At 68.3% G+C, this 22,831-nt stretch carries 20 protein-coding genes, 1 tRNA gene and 2 pseudogenes; 13 read left to right on the top strand and 10 right to left on the bottom strand.

Features of this window, described 5'->3' with window-relative positions; genetic code table 11:
- The first annotated feature begins 39 nt into the window (after positions 1–39).
- The 6 genes and pseudogenes from AB852_RS37090 to AB852_RS37065 form a co-directional block, all read left to right on the top strand.
- Complete coding sequence (locus AB852_RS37090; protein WP_073796009.1) at positions 40–945, top strand: hypothetical protein; 906 nt, start codon at positions 40–42, stop codon at positions 943–945.
- Entirely contained in the window at positions 942–3,089 is a 2,148-nt protein-coding gene (locus AB852_RS37085) for a hypothetical protein (protein ID WP_073796007.1), read from the top strand. The genes AB852_RS37090 and AB852_RS37085 overlap by 4 nt, the downstream gene beginning before the upstream one ends.
- A complete protein-coding gene (locus tag AB852_RS37080; RefSeq protein ID WP_073796005.1) occupies positions 3,086–4,027 on the top strand; it encodes a hypothetical protein in 942 nt (313 codons plus the stop codon). The genes AB852_RS37085 and AB852_RS37080 overlap by 4 nt, the downstream gene beginning before the upstream one ends.
- Positions 4,024–4,527, top strand: coding sequence for a Pycsar system effector family protein (locus AB852_RS37075; RefSeq protein ID WP_073796002.1), 504 nt, complete (start codon positions 4,024–4,026; stop codon positions 4,525–4,527). The genes AB852_RS37080 and AB852_RS37075 overlap by 4 nt, the downstream gene beginning before the upstream one ends.
- 120 nt (positions 4,528–4,647) lie before the next feature.
- On the top strand, positions 4,648–5,733 hold the full coding sequence (locus tag AB852_RS37070) for an HNH endonuclease (RefSeq protein WP_079185211.1): 1,086 nt from the start codon (positions 4,648–4,650) through the stop codon (positions 5,731–5,733).
- 678 nt (positions 5,734–6,411) lie between these two features.
- Positions 6,412–7,500, top strand: a pseudogene (locus AB852_RS37065) (LacI family DNA-binding transcriptional regulator); the annotation flags it as partial.
- Positions 7,501–7,686: 186 nt separating this feature from the next.
- Here the strand turns inward: AB852_RS37065 and AB852_RS37060 are convergent.
- Together AB852_RS37060 and AB852_RS37055 are read right to left on the bottom strand one after the other, a co-directional pair.
- Positions 7,687–10,029: a hypothetical protein gene (locus tag AB852_RS37060; RefSeq protein WP_073796000.1), complete on the bottom strand. Its 2,343-nt coding sequence runs from the start codon at positions 10,027–10,029 to the stop codon at positions 7,687–7,689.
- A gap of 977 nt (positions 10,030–11,006) precedes the next feature.
- Entirely contained in the window at positions 11,007–11,345 is a 339-nt protein-coding gene (locus AB852_RS37055) for a hypothetical protein (RefSeq protein WP_073795998.1), read from the bottom strand.
- A gap of 210 nt (positions 11,346–11,555) precedes the next feature.
- On the opposite strand from AB852_RS37055, the gene AB852_RS37050 reads away from it, so the two are divergent.
- Positions 11,556–12,455: an IS982 family transposase gene (locus AB852_RS37050; RefSeq protein WP_073795996.1), complete on the top strand. Its 900-nt coding sequence runs from the start codon at positions 11,556–11,558 to the stop codon at positions 12,453–12,455.
- Between the two features lie 589 nt (positions 12,456–13,044).
- Here AB852_RS37050 and AB852_RS40155 read toward each other — a convergent pair.
- Together AB852_RS40155 and AB852_RS37040 are read right to left on the bottom strand one after the other, a co-directional pair.
- Positions 13,045–13,116, bottom strand: a tRNA-Pro gene (locus AB852_RS40155).
- Positions 13,117–13,222: 106 nt separating this feature from the next.
- Positions 13,223–13,816: a hypothetical protein gene (locus tag AB852_RS37040; protein WP_245877071.1), complete on the bottom strand. Its 594-nt coding sequence runs from the start codon at positions 13,814–13,816 to the stop codon at positions 13,223–13,225.
- Positions 13,817–14,177: 361 nt separating this feature from the next.
- Here AB852_RS37040 and AB852_RS37035 point away from each other — a divergent pair, with 361 nt between their 5' ends.
- Positions 14,178–15,101 carry an FkbM family methyltransferase gene (locus tag AB852_RS37035; protein WP_107499466.1) on the top strand — a complete coding sequence of 308 codons (924 nt, stop codon included), beginning with the start codon at positions 14,178–14,180 and terminating at the stop codon, positions 15,099–15,101.
- 61 nt (positions 15,102–15,162) lie between these two features.
- On the opposite strand, the gene AB852_RS37030 is transcribed toward AB852_RS37035, so the two are convergent.
- The 4 genes from AB852_RS37030 to AB852_RS37005 form a co-directional block, all read right to left on the bottom strand.
- Entirely contained in the window at positions 15,163–15,510 is a 348-nt protein-coding gene (locus AB852_RS37030; RefSeq protein WP_073795992.1) for a hypothetical protein, read from the bottom strand.
- Positions 15,507–16,244, bottom strand: a complete 738-nt coding sequence (locus AB852_RS37025; protein ID WP_073795989.1) for a GntR family transcriptional regulator — start codon at positions 16,242–16,244, stop codon at positions 15,507–15,509. The genes AB852_RS37030 and AB852_RS37025 overlap by 4 nt, the downstream gene beginning before the upstream one ends.
- Positions 16,245–16,252: 8 nt before the next feature.
- A complete protein-coding gene (locus AB852_RS37020) occupies positions 16,253–16,477 on the bottom strand; it encodes a hypothetical protein (RefSeq protein WP_073795987.1) in 225 nt (74 codons plus the stop codon).
- A gap of 505 nt (positions 16,478–16,982) precedes the next feature.
- Positions 16,983–17,261: a hypothetical protein gene (locus AB852_RS37005; RefSeq protein WP_073795981.1), complete on the bottom strand. Its 279-nt coding sequence runs from the start codon at positions 17,259–17,261 to the stop codon at positions 16,983–16,985.
- Positions 17,262–17,340: 79 nt separating this feature from the next.
- Here AB852_RS37005 and AB852_RS37000 point away from each other — a divergent pair, with 79 nt between their 5' ends.
- The gene (locus AB852_RS37000; protein ID WP_073795979.1) at positions 17,341–18,093 is read left to right on the top strand and encodes a GntR family transcriptional regulator; all 753 of its coding nucleotides are present in this window, start codon (positions 17,341–17,343) and stop codon (positions 18,091–18,093) included.
- Here AB852_RS37000 and AB852_RS36995 read toward each other — a convergent pair.
- Entirely contained in the window at positions 18,086–18,841 is a 756-nt protein-coding gene (locus tag AB852_RS36995) for a glycosyltransferase family 2 protein (protein WP_073796133.1), read from the bottom strand. The two genes, AB852_RS37000 and AB852_RS36995, sit on opposite strands and share 8 nt — an antisense overlap.
- Before the next feature lie 5 nt (positions 18,842–18,846).
- Entirely contained in the window at positions 18,847–19,635 is a 789-nt protein-coding gene (locus AB852_RS36990) for a GntR family transcriptional regulator (protein ID WP_073796131.1), read from the bottom strand.
- 320 nt (positions 19,636–19,955) lie between these two features.
- On the opposite strand from AB852_RS36990, the gene AB852_RS36985 reads away from it, so the two are divergent.
- From AB852_RS36985 to AB852_RS36970, 4 genes and pseudogenes are all read left to right on the top strand, one after another.
- On the top strand, positions 19,956–20,330 hold the full coding sequence (locus AB852_RS36985; protein WP_073795977.1) for a hypothetical protein: 375 nt from the start codon (positions 19,956–19,958) through the stop codon (positions 20,328–20,330).
- Between the two features lie 99 nt (positions 20,331–20,429).
- On the top strand, positions 20,430–20,744 hold the full coding sequence (locus tag AB852_RS36980) for a hypothetical protein (RefSeq protein ID WP_073795975.1): 315 nt from the start codon (positions 20,430–20,432) through the stop codon (positions 20,742–20,744).
- Positions 20,723–21,691, top strand: a complete 969-nt coding sequence (locus AB852_RS36975) for a DUF2637 domain-containing protein (RefSeq protein WP_073795972.1) — start codon at positions 20,723–20,725, stop codon at positions 21,689–21,691. The genes AB852_RS36980 and AB852_RS36975 overlap by 22 nt, the downstream gene beginning before the upstream one ends.
- Positions 21,692–22,220: 529 nt before the next feature.
- Positions 22,221–22,831, top strand: a pseudogene (locus tag AB852_RS36970) (cell division protein FtsK); the annotation flags it as partial.

Here is a 22,831-nt window from a genome sequence, read left to right as displayed (position 1 = left end):
CGCCGGGTTCACCGCCCGGCCCCCGCGAGGAGATCACCCATGTCCGCGATCCCGCCCGTCCCGTACGGCGAGAGCCGTCCCCTGCCCCCCTACCGTGCCCTGTTCGCCGTCGACGCCAAGGACTTCACCGGGCTGCCCGCGGCCCAGCACGGCCCGGTCAGCGAACTGATCCCGCAGCTGGTCGACACCGCCCTCGAACGGGCCGGGCTGCATGAGTTGCGGGACGCCAAGCGCTTCCCCGCGAGCACCGGGGACGGGGTGATCTTCGGGTTCGACCCGGTCCATCTCCCCTTCGTCCTCTGGCCGTTCCTCGGGGTGCTCGACGAGGTGCTCGGCGCGTACAACCAGCAGTCGGTGGGACCGCGGGTCCGGCTCAGGGCCAGCGTCCATGTCGGCCCGCTGCCCGACGACGGCCGGCCGGGCGACGGGAACGGCACCGCCCGCAACGACACCCACCGGCTGCTGGACGCCCGCGCGGTCAAGGCGATCCTCGCCGCGGGGAGCGAGCAGGTCACCCATCTCGCCGCGATCATCTCCGAACGCGTCTACGAGGACGTCGTACTCGGCGCCTACACCCGTCTGCACCCCGACCGCTGTGTCGAGGTCGCGGCCACCGTCGACGGCAAGAACTTCTCGCGGCGCGCCTGGCTCTACGTCCCCTCCCCGTCCGGGAACCTGGTCCGGGCCGGCGTCCTGCCCCGCGAGGAGCCCGCCCCGCCCGCCGCACCGCGGGAGGAGTCCGCCGGGTCGACGGAGACGGGGCCGGGGCCGGGGCACACGGGGAACACCCAGCGGGTCGGCGAGGGGATCGCCCTGATGGGCGATGTCGGCCGTGACCTCACCTACACCGGCGGCACCACGTACCGGGGCACCAACCAGCACTGGGGCGGCGGGGACAACGTCGCGGGCGACAAGCGCGTCGGCGGGCCGGAGGACTCCCGGTGAACGCGGAGCCCGGCCCTGTACCGCCCCGTACCCCCGGTCAGGACGGCCGGCTGGACAGCGGCCCACTCTCCGGCCCGGCCCACGCCCCGGGCGGCAGCGAGGACGGCGCCGGTCGGGGAACCGGCGACGGGTTCGCCCCGTACCCCGACCGGGGCGCCGATTTCCGGGACAACCGCCAGTCGGTCGAACAGGGCGCGGCGATCATGGGCGGCGTCCAGGGCGATGTCTACAACGTGGTGTCCGGCGGCCCGCTGGACGAGGCCCTCATCGACGCCATCCGCAAACCACGGCTGCGCGAAGGCCCCTATCCGGCGGACGAGGTACGCGACCGGCTCGCCGGGTTCGTCGAGCCGCCCTCCCACCCCGAGGCACGCAAGGTGCTCGACGGCCGGGTGCTCCTGCTGCGCGGCGGGCCCGGCGCGGGCGCGGCCACGGCGGCGTTCGCCCTGCTCGCCGAGCGGTACGGGGAGGACGGCGTCACGGGGCTCGACTCCGCCCAGGACCTCCTGGCCTGGCGGCCGAAGGGCCCGGGCGGCTACCTCCTCCAGGGACTGCCCCGGGACTCCGGGGAACCGCTCGGCGAGGTCGCGCTCACGGCCCTGGCCCGGACCTTGCGGCACGCCGGAGCCCATCTGATCGTCACCCTGGCGGGCGAGGTCCGCCTGCCCGCCGACACCGGACGATGGCAGGCATGGCACCTCCCGCCCGCGTCCCACAAGGTGGCCGCCCGGCGGCTGCGCTTCAACGTGCGGGAAGGCCGTCTCGACCCCGCCCACCTGGACGCGGCGCTCGGGTCCCTGGCATCCGCCCCGTTCACGGACTACCTCGCCGCGCACCCGCTGCCCGGGGACGCGGTCGACGTCGCCGACGCACTGTGCACCGCGGCGGCGACGGGGACCTCACCCGGCACCGTCCTGGACGAGCTGCGTCCCGGCAGCGCCACGGCCGCCCGGGTCGCGCTCGACCGGGCCCGGCACAGTGCGGGCGCGCTCTCCCTGATGGCCGCCATCGCGCTGCTGGCCGAACAGGACCGTACGGTGATCGAACAGTTCGCCGCGGTGCTGCGGCCCCTCATCGACGAGCGGGCCGGCCCGGCGCGGCACGCGCCCGCGACCGGGAACGACCACCCTCCCGACCTCCTCGGCCCGTCCTTCGAGGACCGGCTGGAGGCGGTCGGAGCGCGGCTGCTGCCGCCTGGCGAGACCTCCACGGTCCGGCACGGCCATCCGGTGCGCCGCGTCGTCTTCGCCGGGCGCCACCGCTCCGAGGCCGTACTGGGACAGTTGTGGCTGGACCACGAGGGCATGCCGGAACTGCTGTCGCGCGCCCTCACCGCACTGCCGCCCCTGCCCGGCGCCCAACTCGCCGCAGGGCTCGCCCTCGGCCGGGTCCTGGCCCACGCGACCGGTCCCGGGGCGCTCGGTCCGCTGCCGCGCTTCGCGGCCTCCGAGGAACGGCGGGAGCGCAGGCTCGCCGCCGTCGCCCTGGGCGAACTCGTCCAGCACCCCGCCCGCGGCGGCACCGTACGGGAACTGCTGCGCCGCTGGAGCTGCGCCACCTCGCTGCCGCTGCGCTGCACCGTCGCCGAAACCTGCGGGAGCGGTTTCGGCCTGGCCCGTCCGGCTCTCGCGCTGCGGTTTCTGGACAACGTCCTGGACGGGCCGGAGAGCAGGTCAGGACCACCCCTGCGGACGGCGGTGTCCTTCGCGTTGAGCGTGCTGCTGACCGAGGAGCCCCACCACCCGCTCGTCCTCGACACCCTGCGGGAGTGGCTGACCGCACCGCCCGGAACCGCGCGCCGCGCCCAGGCCGGACATGTGATCGATGCGATGAGCCGGTCGGCCTTCCCACCAGGGGTGAACTCCGGGGCGAGCCGCACCACCCTGGCCATGCTCCTGCGCGACCACCCCGACCGCGCCCCCGGACTCGTCGCCCTCGCACTGGGCGACCCCGCCGTCCATGAGGCGACCGCCCAGGGACTCGCCCGGATCGAGGCGGACCCGGACACCCGTATGAGCACGGCGTTCCCGCACTTCCTGAGCGCCCTGTCCACGCTGGCACCCGGCCACCGCGGAGTCGTCCGCTATCTGCTGCACCGCCACCGCGCCCGTACGACCGTGCCGACGGAAGAGGCCCTGACATGACCGGACCGCTGACCATCCCCGTCCCCGCACCCCTGCCGGCCCTGCTCCGGCAGCTCCTCGCCGCACGCCGGGACCACGCACTGGTGTTCCTGTCCTCCCGGGACGAGGACTGTGTGCAGCTCCCGCGCGCCCATGACCGGTGGGGATACCCCCGGCCGGGCCTGGGCCAGGTGCGCCGGGGCGAGTTCTCCGTCGCCGCGTGGATCTCGCTCGTGCGCCGGGACCTGATGCTGGACATCCGCCTGCCCGAGGCCGCCCACCCCGCCCGCTACCAACTCGCCTGGGCGGTCTCCGACCCGGTGCTCGCCGTACGTGCGGAGGTCACCGAGGACCAGGTGGGGCAGCTGATCCGCGACGACCTGGGCCAGGGTGCCGCCCTGCCTGGTCCCCCCGACCCGTTGCGCGCGCCGCCCGGCCACCGCGGAACCGTACCGATCGGGCGGCCCGGCAGCCCCCGGGAACTCCAAGGCCGTGGACTGACCTACTGGTTCATGGACCCGCCCGAAGCGTTCCACCCGCTCACCGGCCCGGACACGGCACCGTCCCCGCCGCCGGGTTACGGCGAGGCCAACCGCGAGACGTACCGCTTCTACCGGGAGGTGGTGGCGGGAGGCCCCGTCGGCCTGGCCGCCCTGTGGCTGCTCCAAAAACCCGCGGAGGCCAGGGAGGTGCTCGACTGGACCGTCGCCCACGCGGACCTCCTCACCGACCGGGACGGCTGGGAGCGCACCCTCGCGGCGACACTCAAGGGACTGAACCGGGACGACCGGGCGTACGTGGGCGTGAACGCGGCCCGCCTCCTCGCCGATGTGCGCGTCCCCCAGGGCGAGGAGGTCCTGACCCGGATCACGGGCGAGCCCGGAAGGGGCGCGGGCGACACCGGCGGGCCCATGGGCGGTCCCACCCACCCGGGAGGGCCGTACGGGGGCACCCGATGAGCGACGGCGGGGACCCGATCCGTACCCGTCCCGAGGACGACGTATCCGAGGGTGCGCTGTCCCGGGAGCTGATCGCGCAGAACCAGCACGAGATCGGGCGCGCCGACGGCAAGGCCGCGATCCTGCTGGTCACGGGTGTCTCCCTGGTCGGCCTTCTGTTCGTCCACCGCCCCACGGCACCCGGTCTCCTGTGGTGGACGGCGTCGGCCACCACGACCACGGCGATCGTGTGCCTCCTGCTGGCCCTCTTCCCCCGCGGACGGGTCGCGCCCGGCCGTGATGTGCTCGCTCACACGGAGGACATCGTCCACGCCCACCACAGGGCGTCACTCACGACGGCCCTCCGCCGCGACACCGCCGACCCCTGCCCCCGCCTGCACCGCTCCCTCACGGAGACCAGCAGGATCGCCCGCACCAAGAACCGCTGCATACGCCACGCGGTCCGCCTCCTGCTCCCGGCGGTCCTCGCGACCCTGCTCACCCCTTTGGCGTCCCGGTGAGTACGGCGGGCACGAGCCGCGGCCGCGGCGCCCGTCGGGACGCACCGGGCTGTCAGCGCTTCGGCTCCCGCTGACGGGCTGTAGCGCCGGTGCACTAAAGCGCCCTTCTACACTCCCATCATGAGCAGAGGTGCGATCTCGCGGGACGACATTCTCAAGGCATTTGAGGAGTACGACCGGTTGGGGCGCGAAGCGTTCCTTGAGCAGTACGGGTACGAGAAGGCCACCGGATACCTCATCGATTACGAAGGCAAGGAGTACGAGTCCAAGGCCATCGTCGGGGCCGCCCACAAGTATCAGCACGGGGCGCCGCTCACCCGTAGACAGGTCAGTGGCAGTGCGGGCCATCCTGTCGACTGGCTTAAACGGGAAGGATTTACCGTCAGGGCATCAAGAAACCCAAGGTGGAGCCGAGATGAGCTGATCCTCGCCTGCGACGTGGTGGCCCGGAACAACTGGTCGGGCCTGGACGCAGAGGACCCCCGCATTGCAGAGCTGTCGGACCTACTCCAGATCCTGGCCGCGTATCCCGCCGAGCAACGTGCCGCCACGTACCGGAACCGCAACGGTGCTGCCCGCAAGACGACCGACATCGCGACGCACCACCCGGACTACACACAAGCGCAAACGAATGGCGGCCGAATCGATTTGGTGGTCCTCCAGGACTTTCTTGAACGTCCGGCTGAGATGGCCAGGGCTGCCCGCCTGCTTAGGGAAGGACTGAGAGGCGGCTCTCTTCAGCCCGCGCTGCCGGAAACAGATGACGAAGACGAGGCGAGCGCTCCTGAAGGCCGCGTACTCTACCGGCGCCACCGAACGCGGGAACGCAACAAGGGGCTCAAAGCAAAGAAGCTCGCCGCCGTCCTGAAGAACGGAGGATCTCTCGCGTGCGAGGCATGCAGCTTTGACTTCGGCCTGTTCTACGGCGAACGCGGTGAGGGGTACATCGAGTGCCATCACGTGGTCCCGCTTCACGAGGCCGGAGAGGGAACAACGAGACTCTCCGACCTTGCTCTCATCTGTTCAAACTGCCACCGCATGATCCACCGTAGCGCCCCTTGGCCAACCCCAGCACAGCTGCACACATTGATCTCAGAGCAGGCCGTCTCAGCGAATACCGCAGTGCCGGGACCACGAACCGGCTTGCCCGGGCCAGGGATGGTGAGGATGACCGAGAGGTCGCCAAGCGGAATGCGCATCGAGTAGACGATCCGTCTGCATGATCTACTCACCACCCAAAAACCATGCGGTGTTGGATGACCCCTGGAGCCCAAGGGAGGCGGGGCCTCCTTGCGTGCAAGGGCAGAGGCCGGGACTGTGGGAGTGGAGCCTGTGTTCCCCAGGGTCAGAAAACCACTCAGGGGCCCGACCCGCTCTCGCAGATTAGGCCCCTGATCTCGCCAGTGCGGATGGCGTTTTACCTGTTCAGAGGGTCGGGGTGTCGCGGACTCGGGCGATCTCGAAGAGGCTCGGGGAGCGGATTGGCTTCCCGATGGCTCCCGTAGATCTAACCGCCCGCACCCTGCCATTGACGTCCCCTACGTACTTGGCGCGGTGCTCGGCTGTAGGTCCACGAGGTTGAGATTGACCGAGAGGGTTGCCGTCATCGTTCCGGCGGAGGCCTCGGCCACGAGGTTCCCTCGACTGCCACGTCAAGGAGGTCGCCGAGCCTATGCCAGGCACCCGGGCCGAAGTGCGACATGGGGCTCGCTGCGAACCGCTGCCATGCCACGTCACTGTCTCCGAGCGCCTCGGAAACGTAGACAGCGACTGCGGGATGTGTGGTGTCGTAGCGCGGGCCACAGGCCTTGAGCGCTGACCAGGCAGGCAGCAGCCGGAGCAGCTCCGGAGGGCACTCGGGCCGGGCCAGCATGATCTCGGCCCAGCTTCGACGAGGGCCTGATCACCTCGAACCCGGCCGTCAGACGGCGCGGACGCGGCAGGCCGTCGGCCGTTCCCTTGAGCGTGGTCCGGAGAAGGTCGTCACCGACCCGCTCGGCAGCCTGCTGACCGCCGAGCGCGCCGCTCTGCTCTCCGGCCGCGACGACGAGTTCGGCGCCGTGGTCCGCAAGGGGTACACCGGCATACGCTGGGGCGAAATCGTCGGCTTGGAGACGGAGTTCGCCCGCCCGGCTCTCCGCGTCAAGTGGCAGCTGTACGAACTCGACACCGGCGAGCTGGTGCGCTGCCCACCCAAGGACGACAGCTACCGCACATCGACGCGATGGACTGGTTCCTTGGAACGTGCAGGGATTCGGCTTCGTGCGGGCGACGTGGTTGGCGACCAGGGCCGACAAGAGCTACGTCTTCCGTGGCCGGGGCGCGGCCCGCACCGACGGCCACCACGGTGCGAAGCTCGCCAACGTCGCAGGCCGTGCCCGAAGTCTCCACGGGCACGGTGTCCAACGTCCTCAGCGATCCCGACCGCGTCACCGAAGCCAAGCGGATGAGGGGGGAGCGGGCCATCGCGGACCTAAGGTTCGTGCGGGGCGGCGCGGTGTCGTAGCAAGCAGCCCACTGGTGCCGAAACCGCTTCGCGACGTGGCTGTTCACCCTGGCTGTCTCCGGCTGGTACCCGAAGAAGGCACCACAGGAGGCCCTTCCAGTCCCGCTGCTCGGCGAGCCGTGGCCCGGCGTCCCGGCCCGAGGACGCGGAGCCAGCGACCGGGCCGACGCCTGCTGGCTTCCGATCGCCAAGGGCCTCACACCCCACGGTCTCCGCCACACCCACTGGACAGTGATGGAGAATCTCGGCACCAAGAAGGTCCTCATGGACGAACACGTTGGACACATCGACGGCTCCGTCTTGGCGCGCTACGCACACGTCACCCCAGGTATGCGCAAGCGACTCACGCTCGGACTGACCGAGCAGTGGGAGATGGCCGTCGGCACCCGTCTGGCGATGAGCCCCACGTCACGGTGCGCGTACTTAGCGATCTTCTGCGACGCACGCAGTACGTCCCAGTTGCCTGAGGAGTCTCAACAAGGAGGAAAGCTGCTCGCTGGTAGCCAGCCGGGAGCCGGATCTCGGAGTCTGCACCCCGGGTGGCTCCCAAACGGGACATACAGCAAGTTGGGACCGGTGTGATCTCTCAGCACCGGTCCCAACTTGGTGTTTCACTGTCAGGGAGGAGGATTTGAATAACGACCTCTTACCGGTCAGTCCAGGACCGTCTCCTGGGATTCATCGGATTCCGGGTCGTCGCCCTCTGGCACATGGTTCTCCACGGTCCTGCGCCGCAGGTTCTCCACGTCAGTCAGGATGCCGACCAGCAGTTTGTGCAGGTCGTCCAGCTGGTCCACCGGGACGATCGGGGTGTGGTCCCCGACTTCCGGCTCCAGGGCGTGCAGATGGTCGAGGGCGTCCCGGGCGCCCTGCACCCCGAGGTGGAGGGCCTTGCGGTGCGCGGCGGCGCGCTGGCTGGGGGGTGGTGGAGCGTCTTCGGCCCCCTCAACAGCGCCGTCCTGGAACAGCGCCGTCACCGGGTCCGTGGTGGCGGGCACCTCGCCGGAAGAGGCCCTGGTGGAGACGCCGCCGTCTACCAGCACCGTCTCACCGTTCGCCGAGGGCGCCACTGGAACCTGCACCGGCGCCGGACCGATGACCGTCGACGAGGGTACGGCCTGTGCCGCGCGCTCCGGGGCCGAGGCCGCAACGACATCCCATTCGTACAGCGGCATCGGCACGCCATTGGCGTCGCGGGCGATGCGGTCTGGGGCATTGAGGTCAACTTTGAAGTACACGTACGGCGGCTCTGATGACGTGGCCGACTCCCTGCCGGTCAGGCTCTGCCTGGGCACGGAGTTCTGTGGGAGGTCGGCACTGCGGAACGTCTTAGCGGCCAGCGCGAGAGTCCACAGGCCGAGTTCGTTCGTCGGCCGTGAGAGTCCCTCGATGACCTTGTTCACGTCCGACCGGAAAGGGACACCGCCCTTCTCCTTCTTTGCCCCCAGCGATGAGCCGACGTTCCTGGTTAGCAGCTTGTCGGCGATCAAGGCGACACCGCCGGCCGCAGCCAGGGTGCGGCGGGCGTCGTCGTCGCCGTTCATCGCCGGTGCGATCAGCGCGGTGAAGTCGTCGATGGGCTGTGGAGTCCAGCCCCGGGTGACGTCGTTCGACAGCACACCACCGTTGTTCCACGCGTTTCGAGCCTGCTTGGTGACGAGTTTCTTCTTCGCACGCCAGGGCAGGTCGACGATCGGACCGAGTAGCTCCCCGAACCCCTTCATACTCATACGCTGGCCGCCTTTGATGGCCTTTGCTTGGTCCTTGAGAAGCTCCAGGAGATCTGGTTGTGTCAGGGCGCTGACCAGGTAGACGGCACGCCACAAGGCGGTCCCGGGTGGTGCCGGATCGCCCCCGAAGACCTGCGGAAGCTCGGCCACGGGAATGCGGCCGACAGCAAGGCCGTACACCGCCTGGAGATCGGCTGTGTTCCAACGCGGGTCGCCTTGCTGGATGATCCGCTTCAGGGCCCGGGTGATGACCTCGATGTTCTGGGCCGCCGCATCCCACTGCTTGAACTCCACGTGTACCGAGGCCAGTACTGAACGAATGGCGTCGTCAAAGATGTCTTCGGGAGAAAGCACTCGGCCCTCGTGTCCCTCAACCCCGACGGCGATCTGCGCCGGAACGACGTAGGACTGGGCGATCTGAGCGGCCCGAAGCCCGGGCGTCGTCCCCTTCATCTCATCGTGGAACTCTTGCCGAAGTTCCTGCCGCCACCGAGTTCGGCTGGCGGCCAGCCGCTCCCCGAGATCGGGCCCTGCGGCCGTCCCCGCCGCGGAAGCGCTGCCGAGCAGTGCGTCGGTAGCCAGGGTGGCCACCTTGGCGGGGTCTGCACCGTGCCCGGCTAGTACCGCCCAGGCGCTGGCGAGTCGAGTGATGCCGTCACGGACGACGAGAACGTGGATCGGCTCCGCGCCGTCCTCGAAGGCGATCTCGACGGGGTGGGTGATCAGGTTGCGGGTGACGGAGCGCGTGAGGATGGAAGTGGCGTAGCTGTTGAGCGACAACGTCGCGTGGATGGTCTGCCACACGTGGTTCCGCAGGTGGGCGGGGTTCTCGTAGCGGTACTGCACGATCGCACCGGGACGGCCCTCATGAGTGATCCCGTGCACCTGCGGGTCGGGTACCTCCGAGACCTCCATGCCGGTACGAGGCTGGGGACCGGGAAACAGCTCGCTGAGCAGGACACGGGTGACAACCGACAGCAGCGTCGCCCCTTCGACGTTCTCGACCATCAGGAGGTCCGTGGGCTCATCCTGCGTCGGGCGAAGCTGAACCGCCAATGCTTCGGGCCAAGTTGTCGCACGAGCTATGGCTCCCCACGCAGTGTCCGGTAGCCAGGTGCTCGGATTGGCCCGGCCCGCTGCGGTCACCGCCGCGACATGGCTGTCCGTTGAGTCGGCAGGGAGGTGGGGCGCGATGTTGGTTACCCGGATCGTGTCCGTCCCCCAGGGGACATCGACGGAAAGGGCAGCGGGTTTGTCGGTGGTCATGGGCGCAGATCTCCAATGTGTGGTCCGAGGTGGCCTGCCGGTCATCACGAAGGGTGGCGAGCCGCACTGAACTCGCCGCCCAGGTAGTTATGTCAAGGATTCTCCAGATATATCCTCTTCTGCCTAGGGCGACTCTGGCGGGAGCCAGGTCGGCCTGCAGCTCATGTGCGGGTAGCGCCGGTGTTGACAAGCGGCGTAGGCCCCGAACTTTGCGGGTGACAGGAACAGCTCGACCTCGGCCGCACGACAGGGAAGAGGCCTCAAGGCGGGTGATTCCGGAGGCAGGGGTCCAAGATCCGGGCCGTCCGCCGTGAGGCGGAACCAGGAAATCCCCCGGCTGGTGTGGATGAGGGCCAGCCCCGGGGGTCGTCCGGCGAGTCGAGTGCACAACCAGTTGAGCACCTCCTGATCGGCCTGCCCGGAGTGTCGCTTTGGCCTGTGGGCGATGAGCGGCTTGGGGAACTCGGCCAGTGCCTCGGTGAATTGCCTTGCGTACTGGCGACCCAGTGCCTGCGCAGCTTTGGGGCTGGCGGCCCTCATGCGGAGATCCCATTCCCCCTTGACGAGTCCGCTCGGGTGTGGTACATGTTCGGCTGCATGAATGCGGAGACGGTCACTGAGAAGAGCGTTCCATCTATGTCAGTACCTGGGAATCTCTGCTCCTGTCAGCTCAAGCATGCATGTGGTTCGAAGCGGCAGTCGTCCAGAGGTGCCGACGATAAAGGCGGGTTCCTCACGCGGGCCGCTTATCTCTTCAGCGTTGCTCATCTAAAACTCTTGAACATGCCGGTACCGGTGCCCTGTGGCCAGGTGGCGAGGCGTCATCAGTGCGACTGGCGTGTCCCGTTGGAGCCACCGTACGGACGGGCCGTGAGCGCGCGCAGGCGTTTTCAGTGCGGAGCCCATGCTGGATGCGGTAGATGCGCTCATTGATGTACGCGACATGCAGGAATCAGTCGTGTCGCTTCTACGTAACTTCAGCTCAAGTTGCTCTTGGCTCGTGGGTAGTTGTCGAACACTTGGGGGAGAGGGCTCATCCCGAGCTTGTCCAGGTGCGCTAGGGCGGCGGCAGCGTCGGCAACTTCGCCGAGGACGCTGTCGCGTTGAATGATCCACACGAACTCGTTCTCCGATGTCGGCAGCGTCCGTGGCAGGGTGGAGAGCCCGAGCCTCTCGAACTCTTCGCTGATCTGTATGCACAACTCAGAGCTGAGCCGGGCTCGTTCCGGCGCAGCATGCTTCTTGATGAAGTGCATGGACAAGCGCTTGATGCCGTGGTCGACCTCGACCGCGTGCTTGATAATTGTGAAGTCCATAACTCAGCAGCTTACTGAGTTAATAAGGAAGTTGAGAAGGGGAAGCCAGGATCTGGCTCACTGGAGGGGCTGATCTGGCCAACCGCTCGTGGCTGGCAGCGGTGCGGGCGTGGCCAATTTGGACAGGGCTACTCCGGCCGCCACTAGATGAGTCGTTCCGAATGCTGGTGGTGTGTTCGGGAACGCGGACAGGGCGTCCATGATCGCTGTGTGACGAACAACCTGGACGCCCTGCTGACCGCACTGTACGTGAAGATCGACGACGAGACCGGGGGCACTCGGTGGCTGGGCCGACCGCCGGGACTGACGGATTCCGAGCTGGTCACCCTCGCTGTCGCGCAGGCGCTGCTGGGCTTCACCTCGGAGTCGCGGTGGTTGCGGTTCGTGGACTCCCGCTTGGGCTCGATGTTCCCGTACGTGCCCAAGCAGCCGGGCTGGAACAAGCGGCTGCGGGCCGCGTTGCCGCTGGTCAAGAGGGTGATACGGCTGCTGGCGGTCGACACGGACTTCTGGTTCGATCCGCACTGGATCGTCGACTCCACCCCGGTGGAATGCGGTCGCTCGCGTCCGACCGTGAAGCGGTCGGACATGGCCGGCTGGGCCGGATACGGGTACTGCGCCAGTCACAGCCGGTTCTTCTGGGGCCTCCGCCTCTTCCTGGTCTGCACTCCGGCCGGGATGCCGATCCTGTGGGCCCTGGCGAGTCCGAAGCTGGACGAGCGGGAGGTGATGACGGCGATGCTGGACCGGGAACCACGCCTGGCCACGGACCGGCCGGGCCTGCTGGTGATCTCGGACAAGGGTTTCGCCTCGAAGGAGTTCGAGGCCGCCCTGGCTCTGAGGGGTGCCGGGTTGCTGCGTCCGTCGTTCAAACGCGAGAAGGAGCGCAAGGGCGAGAGCCTCCTGAAGTCGGTGCGGCAACTGATCGAGTCCGTCAACGACACCCTCAAGGGCCAGCTCGACCTGGAACAGCACGGCGGCCGGACCTTCGAAGGCGTCGCCGTCCGCGTCGCCCAACGCATCCTCGCCATGGCCGCCGCGATCTGGCACAACCACAAAACCCGCCAGCCGGTCACACGATCACTGATCACATCGGAATCACTCGCCTAAGGGACGCCGCTCACGCCGCCCACGACCCGCCATCCGTGCGTCGTCGGTCGTACGCCCCGGAAATGGCAGCGCAGTATCCCGATCGGCTACGCGGACTGGTTCCGGCGGCGGCTCGGAACTGTCCCGCCAGATCCTGGAGAGGCGGCACACCAACGTTGCGGATATCCCCATCAGGCCGGTCCGCAGTCCGCTTCAGCGCGTTGTGTAGGTCTTCATGTGGCACTGCGTGATCATGCTCGCGGAGGAGTGTGACAGTCGGCCCCCGTCCATCCTCATCGCTGCCCTTTCGCACACGATCCTGCCGTGGGCCGCGGAGTGGCTCCTCTCGTCCTTACGGAACTGTGGCGGGTCATGGCGCTGGGCTGGTGGCGGTCGCCTCTGCGCCGTCCACAGCTCGCTGAGCCCGACGAAGGCGATAAGCCGTTCTGCCGGGCAGCGCGTGCCCATCAGAGCCTGATCCTGCGGCGCGGTACCCGGGAGTCAGATCCGAACTCGGCTCCCAAATGACTCTCAAACCGGCCCCCACAACCACTCAGGGGCCCGACCCGCTCTCGCGGATCAGGCCCCTGACCTGGTGTTTCAGCTGTCGGGGTGGCGGGATTTGAACCCACGACCTCTTCGTCCCGAACGAAGTACGGGTAGGCCGCCAACCTGCACTCTTCGGTTGAGGCGCAGGTCAGAGCATCGGTCTGCGTTGGTCTCCGCAGGCTTCGAGGGGGGAGGGTTCCATGATCCACTCCCCGCTCACTCCCCGCGGTCCGGACTCGTCAGGCGTTGCCGCTGCCGCCGCCTCGGCGAGCAGGGGGGAGCAGGAGGTCCCGCTCGGGGTGCCTCTCGCCCGAGACCCTGCCGTCCACTCCCAGGTCCACGCGTGCCGACTCGTGGAAGTTGTTGACGGCCCTGAAGGCTGCGCGATTCCGCTCACGCCAGTCCTCCAACGTCCCCTCGATCTTGCCGCTGGCCTGCCAGTCGACCTGGAGGGCGACGGCGTTGAGTTCGTGTGCCGCCTCGACCACGTCGTCGCCGCCAAGAAGCATGATCCGTTCGAAAGCCCGTCCGCGCATCCGGCCTGCCTCCGACATGTCGGCGAGGATCTCCTGGTCGGACTTGTCGCGCTCTCGGAGGCCTTCCTTGCACTCGTAGAGGTGAACGGCAAGGAAGATGCAAGTCCGGACGTTGTCGACGTAACCCTCGTACGCGTCAAGCTTCTTGCTGTCCCAGCGGGTCACCAGCTCGTGCTTCTTGCGCTGCCGCTCCATCAAGAACGTCGTCAGGTGTGTGGTGAGTGCGCCCAGCAAGACCGCGGCGATCGTGATCCATTGCCCGGTGCTCCCCATGCGTCCCCCAGACCCAGCAGTCATGTAGATGTCTAGAGGATCTTAAGAGTGTGGGCAACCGCGCACGGTGCGACGTCCGGGCATGGCTGAAACACGGGGGTGTCACATCGACCGTGGTCACGTTCGCCCAGGTAGCCGGGTCCTGTGACGCCGTGACTGGTGTGACAGCCCCCATGTTTCAGCTCAGTGCCCCGCTGGTGTCGCAGGTCGTGGTGGAGACCTCGGAGTCGTGAGTGGCGCGGTGGCCATCGCTCCGGTGCGGCAAGGTGGCGTGCCCTTCGCGACCGACGAGCCGGACGATGCGGACCAGTGGTTCGCGACGCGCCCGTCATAGAGATCGCCACGAGCGTTACCGTTCGGAAGAACCCGACGGAGAGGCGAGCGGATGAGCACTCAAGTGTCAGAAGTCCTGGTCACCCTCGGCCGTCGCTACGTGCGCGATGCTCCTGGCCCGATCGGTAAGGCCCTGCTCGCGAGCCGGTACCTCAACCCCCGGCTGCGTGATCACCCTCGCCTGCGCGTCATCGAGACCGGATCGGGTGTCCGGGTCGCCGTCGACACGCAGGATCTCATCCAGCGCTACCTCTACCTGTTCGGGGTCTGGGAGCCGCACATGACCGGGTGGCTCCGTCGGCGGCTGCGGCCCGGAGACACCTACGTCGATGTTGGCGCCAACATCGGCTACTACAGCCTTCTCGCCGCACAGTTGGTCGGGGACGAGGGCCAGGTCGTCTCCATCGAGGCGTCGCCCGTGTTCCATCAACGTCTCCTGCGGAACGTCGTACTCAACGGGCATCGCAATGTTCGCGCGATCAACGGCGCGGTCTCAGATACCGAGGAAACTTTGACGTTCGTGCTGGCCAGCTCCGCCAATATGGGCGCGAACAGCATCGTCCCGTACGAGGGGCCGACCGAGTCGACCTTTGAGATCGAGGCAAGGCCGCTGCCGGATCTCCTCACAGCCGAAGAGGTCTCACGAGCTCGCGTCATCAAGATCGACGTGGAAGGCGCGGAGGGCAGCGTCGTTCGGGGGATGGCGCACATGCTTCCGCTGCTCCGCCCCGACACGGAGATCACGGTGGAGGTGACCCCGGAACGGATGGCACGGCTCGGCGACTCCGCCGATGAGCTGATGGAGACCATGCAGGCTCACGGGTTCCACCCGTACAGCCTCGTCAACGACTACACGCCGGAAAGCTACGTAGCGGCGCTGAATGGTGCCGTCCGCGTTCCGGAACGACTCATCGGGCCCCTTGCGGGTGAGAGCGACCTGATTTTCTCCAGGGTCGACGCCGACACCCTCCCGTGACGTGACAAGGCCCGGGGCCCGCGATCCTGCGGTGCCCCGGGCTGTCTGTCCTACGGTGAGGTCAACCGAATGCCGCCGCCGGGAGGTGAGGACCCTCCTCGTCGTCGCTGTCCTCGGCGCTGTCCTGCGCCGGTAGCCGGTGACCGCGGCTTTCTGCCACCCGGAGCACGTCCCGCAGCGACCCGATCAGCTCGGCCATGACGGGCCTCAGCTCCTCCGGTGCCACCTCGCCGTCGGCGAGCACGTTCACGGCACGCTTCAAGACTTCGGCCCCCGTACTGAGCTGCGACGCCTCGGTGGTGTCGGCCAGACGAGACAGGAAGCCGGCGCCGTCGTCCGTGCTCAAGAAGCAGGGCTTGCCTTCGGGGCCTGACCACGGCAGGAGCCGCAGTTCGTTGTGGGCCGTCATCCTTGTGCCTCCTTCTCTTCCGCCACGGTGCGGGTGGTGAACACGGCATCGACGCGGTCGCCGGGAAAGACAAGGAGCGCCGCCTCGACCACGCGTCCGGTGTCGTCGGAAGTCACGCGCTCGATCCCCAGAACGGCCAGGGCCGAGCTGATCCGGAGGGTCACTGCCTCCTCCTGCGTGGGAAGGCGAGCGCTGATCTTCTCCCGGACCTCAGTCCCTGGCGGACGAAGCTCTGCCAGCCGTGCCGCCACCCCTTCGCCCCAGAACGATTCGCTGACTTCCGGCAGATCGGGCGGTGCCAGTTCGCGGGGGACATAGACGCGGGCCAGGCTGTGCGTCGACCTCCCCTCGTGACTGAGGCAGCTGTACTCGGTCAGCGGACTGCCCGCTGACACGTTCAGCAGGGCTGTCAGATGCCCCCGCGCCCGAAGTTCGGTCCTCCGGACGCTGACGCGGAGATTCGCGTGCGCAGCGGCCTCCACGTCGTGGGCACGGCCACCCCCCAGATAGGCGATCCGGTGGAGGGGATGGCGGACGAAGTTCCCCCTGCCGTGGACCTTCTCGACCAGTCCTTCGCCTTGGAGGACCGCGAGCGCACTTCGCAGCGTCGGCTTGCTGACCGTGTACTGCGAGGCGAGCTGAGCTTCGGACGGGAGGCGTTCGCCGGCCTTGATCCGGCCGGTCGAGATCTGACTCCGAAGGTCATCGGCGATGACCTGATGGCGAGAGGCCACAGTTCGACTCACCACTTTCTCAGCATGCGCAGGGCGACGAGCCGGGTTCGTGCGTGCATGGTCAGCAGCTCGCCCGTTTCGAAATGAAGGCGTTTGGCCCCACTGGGCAATTGGAAGAGATCGGCGACGCGGCACGGCTGACCGCCGATCTGGATGACGTCCCCGCGCCGGACGCTGGCCGAGGTGATCTCGACGTTGGCGGTCAGGACACCGCCGGGTGCCCATCCACTCACCGGGGCATCCCCCTCGGCGCGCCGTGATCGACTGCCGTATGGCAGGAGCAGTCGCAGGCTTCGTAGATCACCGGGATGCCTACCGGGGCCTCAGCGGGGTCGGACTGTGCGCACTCTCGGTGCGTACCGATGCAGCACGAGGTCGACCGGTAGGGGACCGCTCTCGCATGTGTCACGCGAGGCTGCTGGCGGTGAGACATCAGAGAACCCCCGCCGGTGCGAACCAGGGGTGGGCGGAGTGAGGCACGGCCGCTGAGCGTCGCCTCGCGCGCTCCTCGCTGGCCAGCACGTACGGGCGGACGAGGGCGATCTCTTCGCCCCGGAGAATCTCCATGCGATCTCGCCGCTGCCCCGAGAGGAACGTCGACCAGTCGGAACGGCCCGAGTGCACGACCGTGGGGTGGGCGGGCGTTGCACGTCGGCGATGGCGGCCCTTGGCCGGGAGACCGCGCCCTCTGGTGCGCGATACGGCACGGCGGATACGGTTGAACACGCTGATCAGCTCCTATCGCTGACGGTCAGGTCCCCGGACATCGCCCGTCGCGGGGACCGCTTTGTGCAGGGCGGCCCATAAGGTGCGGCCGTTCAGGCTGCTGGCGAGAAGTCCGAATCGATCGGCCTCCGCCATCACTGCCAGGACCTCCCGCCATGACTCGGCGGGGAGCGATTCCGGTACCTCCGCTTCGATCGACGTATGGCTGGCGTGCTGCTCTACGCGTGGGGTGAACCCGAAGGCGGACAACCGGACGGCCATGTCCTCGGCGCGACCTTCCGAAGTGGGCACAGCGGGGCCTCCGTCGCCGAGCAATCACGTTGCGTAAAGCTAGTTCACTAGATTAGAGCTAGTGGACTAGATTTTCCATATGTCTGAGCAGCCGCCTTATCTCCGCATCGCCGATGTACTCCGGCAGCGGGTCGCGGAGCGTGAGTGGAGTCCGGGGGATCGGCTTCCCTCCCGGGCCCAGATCGCCCAGGAGTGCGGCGTCGGCGAGAACGTGGTCCGCCGGGCGCAGGAGCTGCTGATCTCGCAAGGAGTTCTCGAAGGGCGCGCGGGCTCCGGCACGTATGTCGCCGAGCCTCGTCAACGTGTGCGAATCGTCCGTTCGTCGGCGCGCGAGCAGCGGGGCGGTTCCCCGTTCCGCGCGGACATGCGGGCCGTCGGCAAACAGGGTGACTGGGAGAGCCGGACGGACGCCAAGGTCCCGGCGCCGGCGGAGATCGCCGAGCGGCTCGGCATCGGCGCGGGTGAGCTATGCGTCCGCACCGTGTACGAGTTCCTGGCCGATGGCAGGCCGGTGCAACTGTCGACCAGCTGGGAGCCTTACGCGCTCACCGCCGGCACACTCGTCGTCCTCCCCGAGGGAGGCCCGCACGCCGGTGCGGGAGTCGTGGACCGCATGGCCGAGATCGGCATCACGGTCAGCCACGCGGTGGAGCGGCCGGAGCCGCGGCAGGCGAATGCCGAGGAGGCTTCGCTCCTCGGCATTCAGAAGGCCGCCCTGGTCACGCACATCCGACGGACCTACTACAGCGACCAGGGCCGACCCGTGGAGACGGCGGACATCATCGTGCCCACCGCCCTTTGCGAGATCGTCTACGAGGTCCCGGTCAGTTAGCCGGGTAGCGCCAGCCGAGGTTCGCGAGAGTCTCCGCCCGCGCCTGGACGACTGCCATGCGGGCGTCCCGTTCGGCGGCTTCGGTGTGGGACTGCTGGTTCGTCGCCTGTCCCGGCCACTTGCGGTAGAGGAGGCCGACCTCCGGCGAGAACCAGCCGCGGCTCGTGGCGTTCAGCGCCATCAACAGTCCGGTGTCCTCGGAGGCCGGGAGGGCCATCCAACCGCCCAGGGCGAGGAGCAGATCCCGCCGTATGAACAGCGTCGCGGGATGCACCTGCGCGCGGAAACCGTTCGCCTTCCAGTACTTCAGGACCTCGCCGCGCTCGATCGGGCCGGCCTCGGGGTCGCCCGGGAACCCGGCGGTCGAGCCGTCCGGCAGGAAGTCGAGCACGCGGGATGTCGCCCACCCGAGAGCGGAGTCTCCTTCGAGGGCAGCCAGGTCCCGAGCCAAGGCGCCAGGCGCCAGTTGGTCATCGGCGTCCAGAACCTTCACGTACTCGCCATCCGCGTGGGCCATCGCCATCATGCGGGCAACCCCAGGTCCGCCCGGCCGTCCTTGCCGGAAACTCACCCGCGCGTCCTCGGGAACGTGCGGCGCGACCTGGTCGGTCTTGCCATCCTCCTGGATCAGCCAGTGCCACTCCCAGCCGTCGGGGAGTTCCTGCTCGCAGATCGACTTGTAGGCGTCCGGGAGGAAGTGGGCCGACGGGGCGTGGACAGCGGTGACGATGATGATGCGCCGACGCACGGCACTCACCACCTTTCCAGGGGAGTGGTGAAGAGCATTTCCGTGCGGTCGCCCGGCAGCGTGACGTCGGAGATCTCCACGGCGCGGTCTTGGGTGTCGTACGAGATCTTGCGGAGGAGGATGACCGAGGTCCCCGGCGGCAGCTCCAGCTCTTCGGCCTCTTCCGGGGTGGGCGGGCGGGCGTTGACGCGTTCCTCGATGCGGTCCAGCTCGATGCCGATCGTCCTGAGCTGGTTCTGAGTGCCGCCGGGCCACGGCTCCTTGGTCTCGTCCAAGAGGTCGGGGTTCTCGGCGACCATGTCGCGGACCAGGTAGGAGCTCACGAGGGCGAAGGGTGCGGTTTCCACCGCGTACCGCGTCCGGTAGGTCCGCTCGACCAAGGCTGAGCCCTCGGGGACGCCGAAGTCGTCGGCCAGGGACTTGTCCGCCTTGGCGTCGCCGTAGTGGGCCTGGAAGACGAGCTCGTTCACCTGGAGGCCGGTGTCGTGCTCCGTGGCGCCCGTCTGCTGACGCAGCTGCTCCGGCTCGCACGCACGGTCCTTCTCCCACTGGTGTCGCAGGTTCGTGCGCAGCACGGGCGTGCGGGGCCGGCGAACGAAGTTGCCCCGGCCGTGCTGCTTCTCGATCAGGCCTTCGTCCTGGAGGAGCCGGAGGGCTTCCCGAACCGTCGGCAAGCTGCGCCGGTGCTGCTGGACCAGGTCGGTCTCGGCGGGAAGCCGGTCGCCTGGGGCTAGCTGACCTGCGCGGATGGCTTCTCGCAGCTTGTCGGCGATCTGCTCGTACGCCTTGGCCATGTGGAGCTCACCATTCCAATCGAAGGACGGCGCCAGCATACGACTCCTCAAGAGGTCTTGACGAGTGGAGGTGGGCTGCGCCATAGTCCTCCTCAACTCCTAAAGAGGTCTTGAGGACCTGACCTCTTTAGGAGTTGAGATGCCCGGAGGAAAGCCCGCAGGGGTGAGTACGAAGGACGCATTCGCTCCTTGAGAACTCCACAGCGTGCCTGGAAGAACAGTGCATTTGATCTTCGGCGCCCGTCGTTCCGACGGTGCCGACTCCACCCCGGGGGCGGGGTATCCGCCTCCGGGCTTTCTCCGTTCCCGAAGGGGGGACCATGCAACTCGCCATAGGAGATGTCGTCCGGGACCGAGGCGACAGGACCCTGGCCACCGTGGCCGGATTGGCCACCAACGCGGAGGGCAACCTCGTCGCTCTCCAGCTCTCGGGCGGAGGGGTGCGACTCACCGCGCCCTACGACCTGGACCTCGTTGCCCGCTACAGCCAGCCGCCGTCCGCAGGCCGGACGCTCAGGTTCGTGATCACCCTTCTCGTGGCCGCTTCCGCCGCCGTCATCGGCTGGCAGTCCGCTCAGGCATCGGGCCTCGCATGGCCGCTGGCCGTGCTGACGGGCCTCGGCTCCTGCACGGCGGTCAAGCTCACGGTTCGGTCGTGGCTGCGCCTCACCGGTCCGCGGCGCTTCCGCGTCTGACCGCCTCACATACATCCCGGCCGACGGCGGTGGTCGACGGGCCGACGATGCCCACCGCCGTTCGGCTCTCCCATCCCATCCAGGACCCAGGAGAGACCAATGCGCACGTACGTTGGCGGCCAGGAGGCTGTGAACGACGCCGAATTCACCGAGCCGGCCGATGGGGCCGAGCCCGAGATGCCGATGCTTGAGGACTTCTGTCAGCTCTTCCTCGGAGTGCTGGGGGAGACCGAGGAGCAACGTGCGGTACGACGCGCGGCCGCCGGAGACGTGCTGGAGGAACTGCGCGAACTGAGCGGGGCCGACGAGGTCGCGATGCTCAACGCGCTCTACGCAGAGCGACTGATGAACGTGGTGCCGATGAGGAACCGAGCCGTGAGGGCCCACGCGCCATGGTCGGGGAAGGCAGCGTGACCACGTCGGACACGCGCACCGCGACACCGCCCCCGCTCACCGGGAGCGAGAGGGTCCTACTCGGCACGGTCGCTGCGGCCGGTGTCGGAGTCGGTGGACTCGGGCTGGCATCGTCCTTCAACTCCATCTCTTCTGCCGCGGAACGGTGGGGATTCGCTGAGCCCTGGATGCTGCCTGTCGGTATCGACTTCGCCATCCCCGTCTTCACCGCGGCCAACCTCCTGTTGATCAGACTCGGTATGCCGATGGCTTGGGTGCGGATCGTCCCTTGGGCGCTGACCCTCGTCACCTGCTGGTTGAACATCGCTGCGGGAGACTCCACTTCGGCGCGAATCGCTCACGGGACCATGCCGCTGCTATGGGTGGTCCTCAGCGAGATCGTGGCGCATGGATACGCCGCGAGGATCGGTGCGATCACCGGGCGGCGGCGGATGCAAAGAATCCGCCGTACCCGATGGCTCTTCGCGCCCCGCGCGACGCTTGCCCTCTGGCGCCGGATGGTGCTCTGGGAGTTGACCGACTACCGCCAGGCGTTGCAGGAGGAGAAGAGGCGTCTGCTCGCTCGCGCGGAGCTGCGCGAGCGGTTCGGACGGCTGTGGCGCTGGAAGGCCCCCCGACGCGAGCTCGTCGTGCTCAGGATGGGTGAACTCCTCCCCGAGGCCGAGCCCCCGAGCGACGGCGAGCAGGACGACGAAGAGGACGGCACCGAGTGCCCGAGGCCGAGGGCTCGGCGCCGGACCGGGCGGGACAGGAACGTTCCCCGACTGAGCTGGGACGAAGCGCTCACCAGAGCGCGCGACGTGACGGCCGACTGGTCGTACGAGCACCTGGACGCGGAACGAATCCGCAAGGCGGTGGCCTGCGGTCAGGACCGCTCCCGCCGACTGCGGGACGTCCTCAAAGCCGACAGAGAGGCACAAGTGTCGCCTGATCCCGACGGCGCCTGAGGTCGGCCGACCGTACCCCTTTCCCTGCCGGGCTCGGCCCTCCCTTTCAGAGCAGGGTCGAGCCCGGCTTCACCCTCCCGACCAACCGGAAGGACCATCAGTGACTCACGAGAGCGGCGACGCTCACGAGCGCGAGTCGTTCGCGCGGCTGGACAAGGAGATCGGTCCGCACTCCGCACATTCGACACGCACCCCGGAGGACGAAGAGTCGGGCGCCCTCCACCCCGCCGGGTCGGCACCCGTTGGACCGGATGAGTCGGCCGACCCGACTGAAGCGATCATGGTGGACCGTCCCGGCGGCCCGTCGGGCCCTCGCCTTGTGGATCGGGTCCGCAGCTCGAAGCGGCGTACCGTCATCCCCGCCTGGGCGCGGTCATGGGACGAGTTCAAGACTGCCGGGAGGGGCGTAGCGGCCTACGCCTGGCATGTTGCCTCGTACCACGCAGTACGAACCCCTTGGTACGCGCTTCGTCTTACTGCACACGCACCCCGCGGGTTCGCTCGATTCCTTGGTGAGTCGATGCGCTGGATGTCCGACGCGGAGGGCGAGCCGCTGCGCCAGGACGCCGCAGGTCGTGAGGATGTCGGCGACTACCTCAAGCTCTCCCGGCAGCGGGACCGCAGGGTCCGTTGGCGCACGCTGGTCTCGATCGTGATCGGTACGGTCGGACCTGCCGTCGCCCTGGCGCTCTACGTCCTGGCCCCCACCTGGCTCCTGGCCCTGGCGACCGCAGCCGCGGTCATGATGCTGGGTCGGCTCGGACAGTCGGCCGACGCTCCCGTCATCAACCGAGCCGTGGAGATCCCGAAGGCGACCAGGCTCACGAGCGACATCGTCCTTCGGGCGCTCGGTTCCCTCGGCATCCATGCCATCAACCAGGACCAGTCCAAAGGCGGCCCGGGATTCACCTTCACCGCGCCCATCACCCGCGACGGACCGGGCTGGCTCGCCGAGGGGAATCTCCCGTACGGGGTCACGGTGACCGACGTCGCCGACCGGCGCGAACGGCTGGCCTCGGGCCTCCGTCGCCCCCTCGGCTGCGTCTGGCCCGAGGCGGTGGCAGATGAACACACGGGGCATCTCCGCCTCTGGGTCGGTGACGAGGACCTGGCGAAGTCCCGCCCCGCGCCCTGGCCTCT

Origin of the sequence: Streptomyces uncialis, assembly GCF_001905345.1 — a bacterium.
Lineage (GTDB): Bacteria > Actinomycetota > Actinomycetes > Streptomycetales > Streptomycetaceae > Streptomyces > Streptomyces uncialis.
The sequence above is the reverse complement of the archived record's forward strand: the minus strand, read 5'-3'. Positions and strand labels throughout refer to the sequence as shown.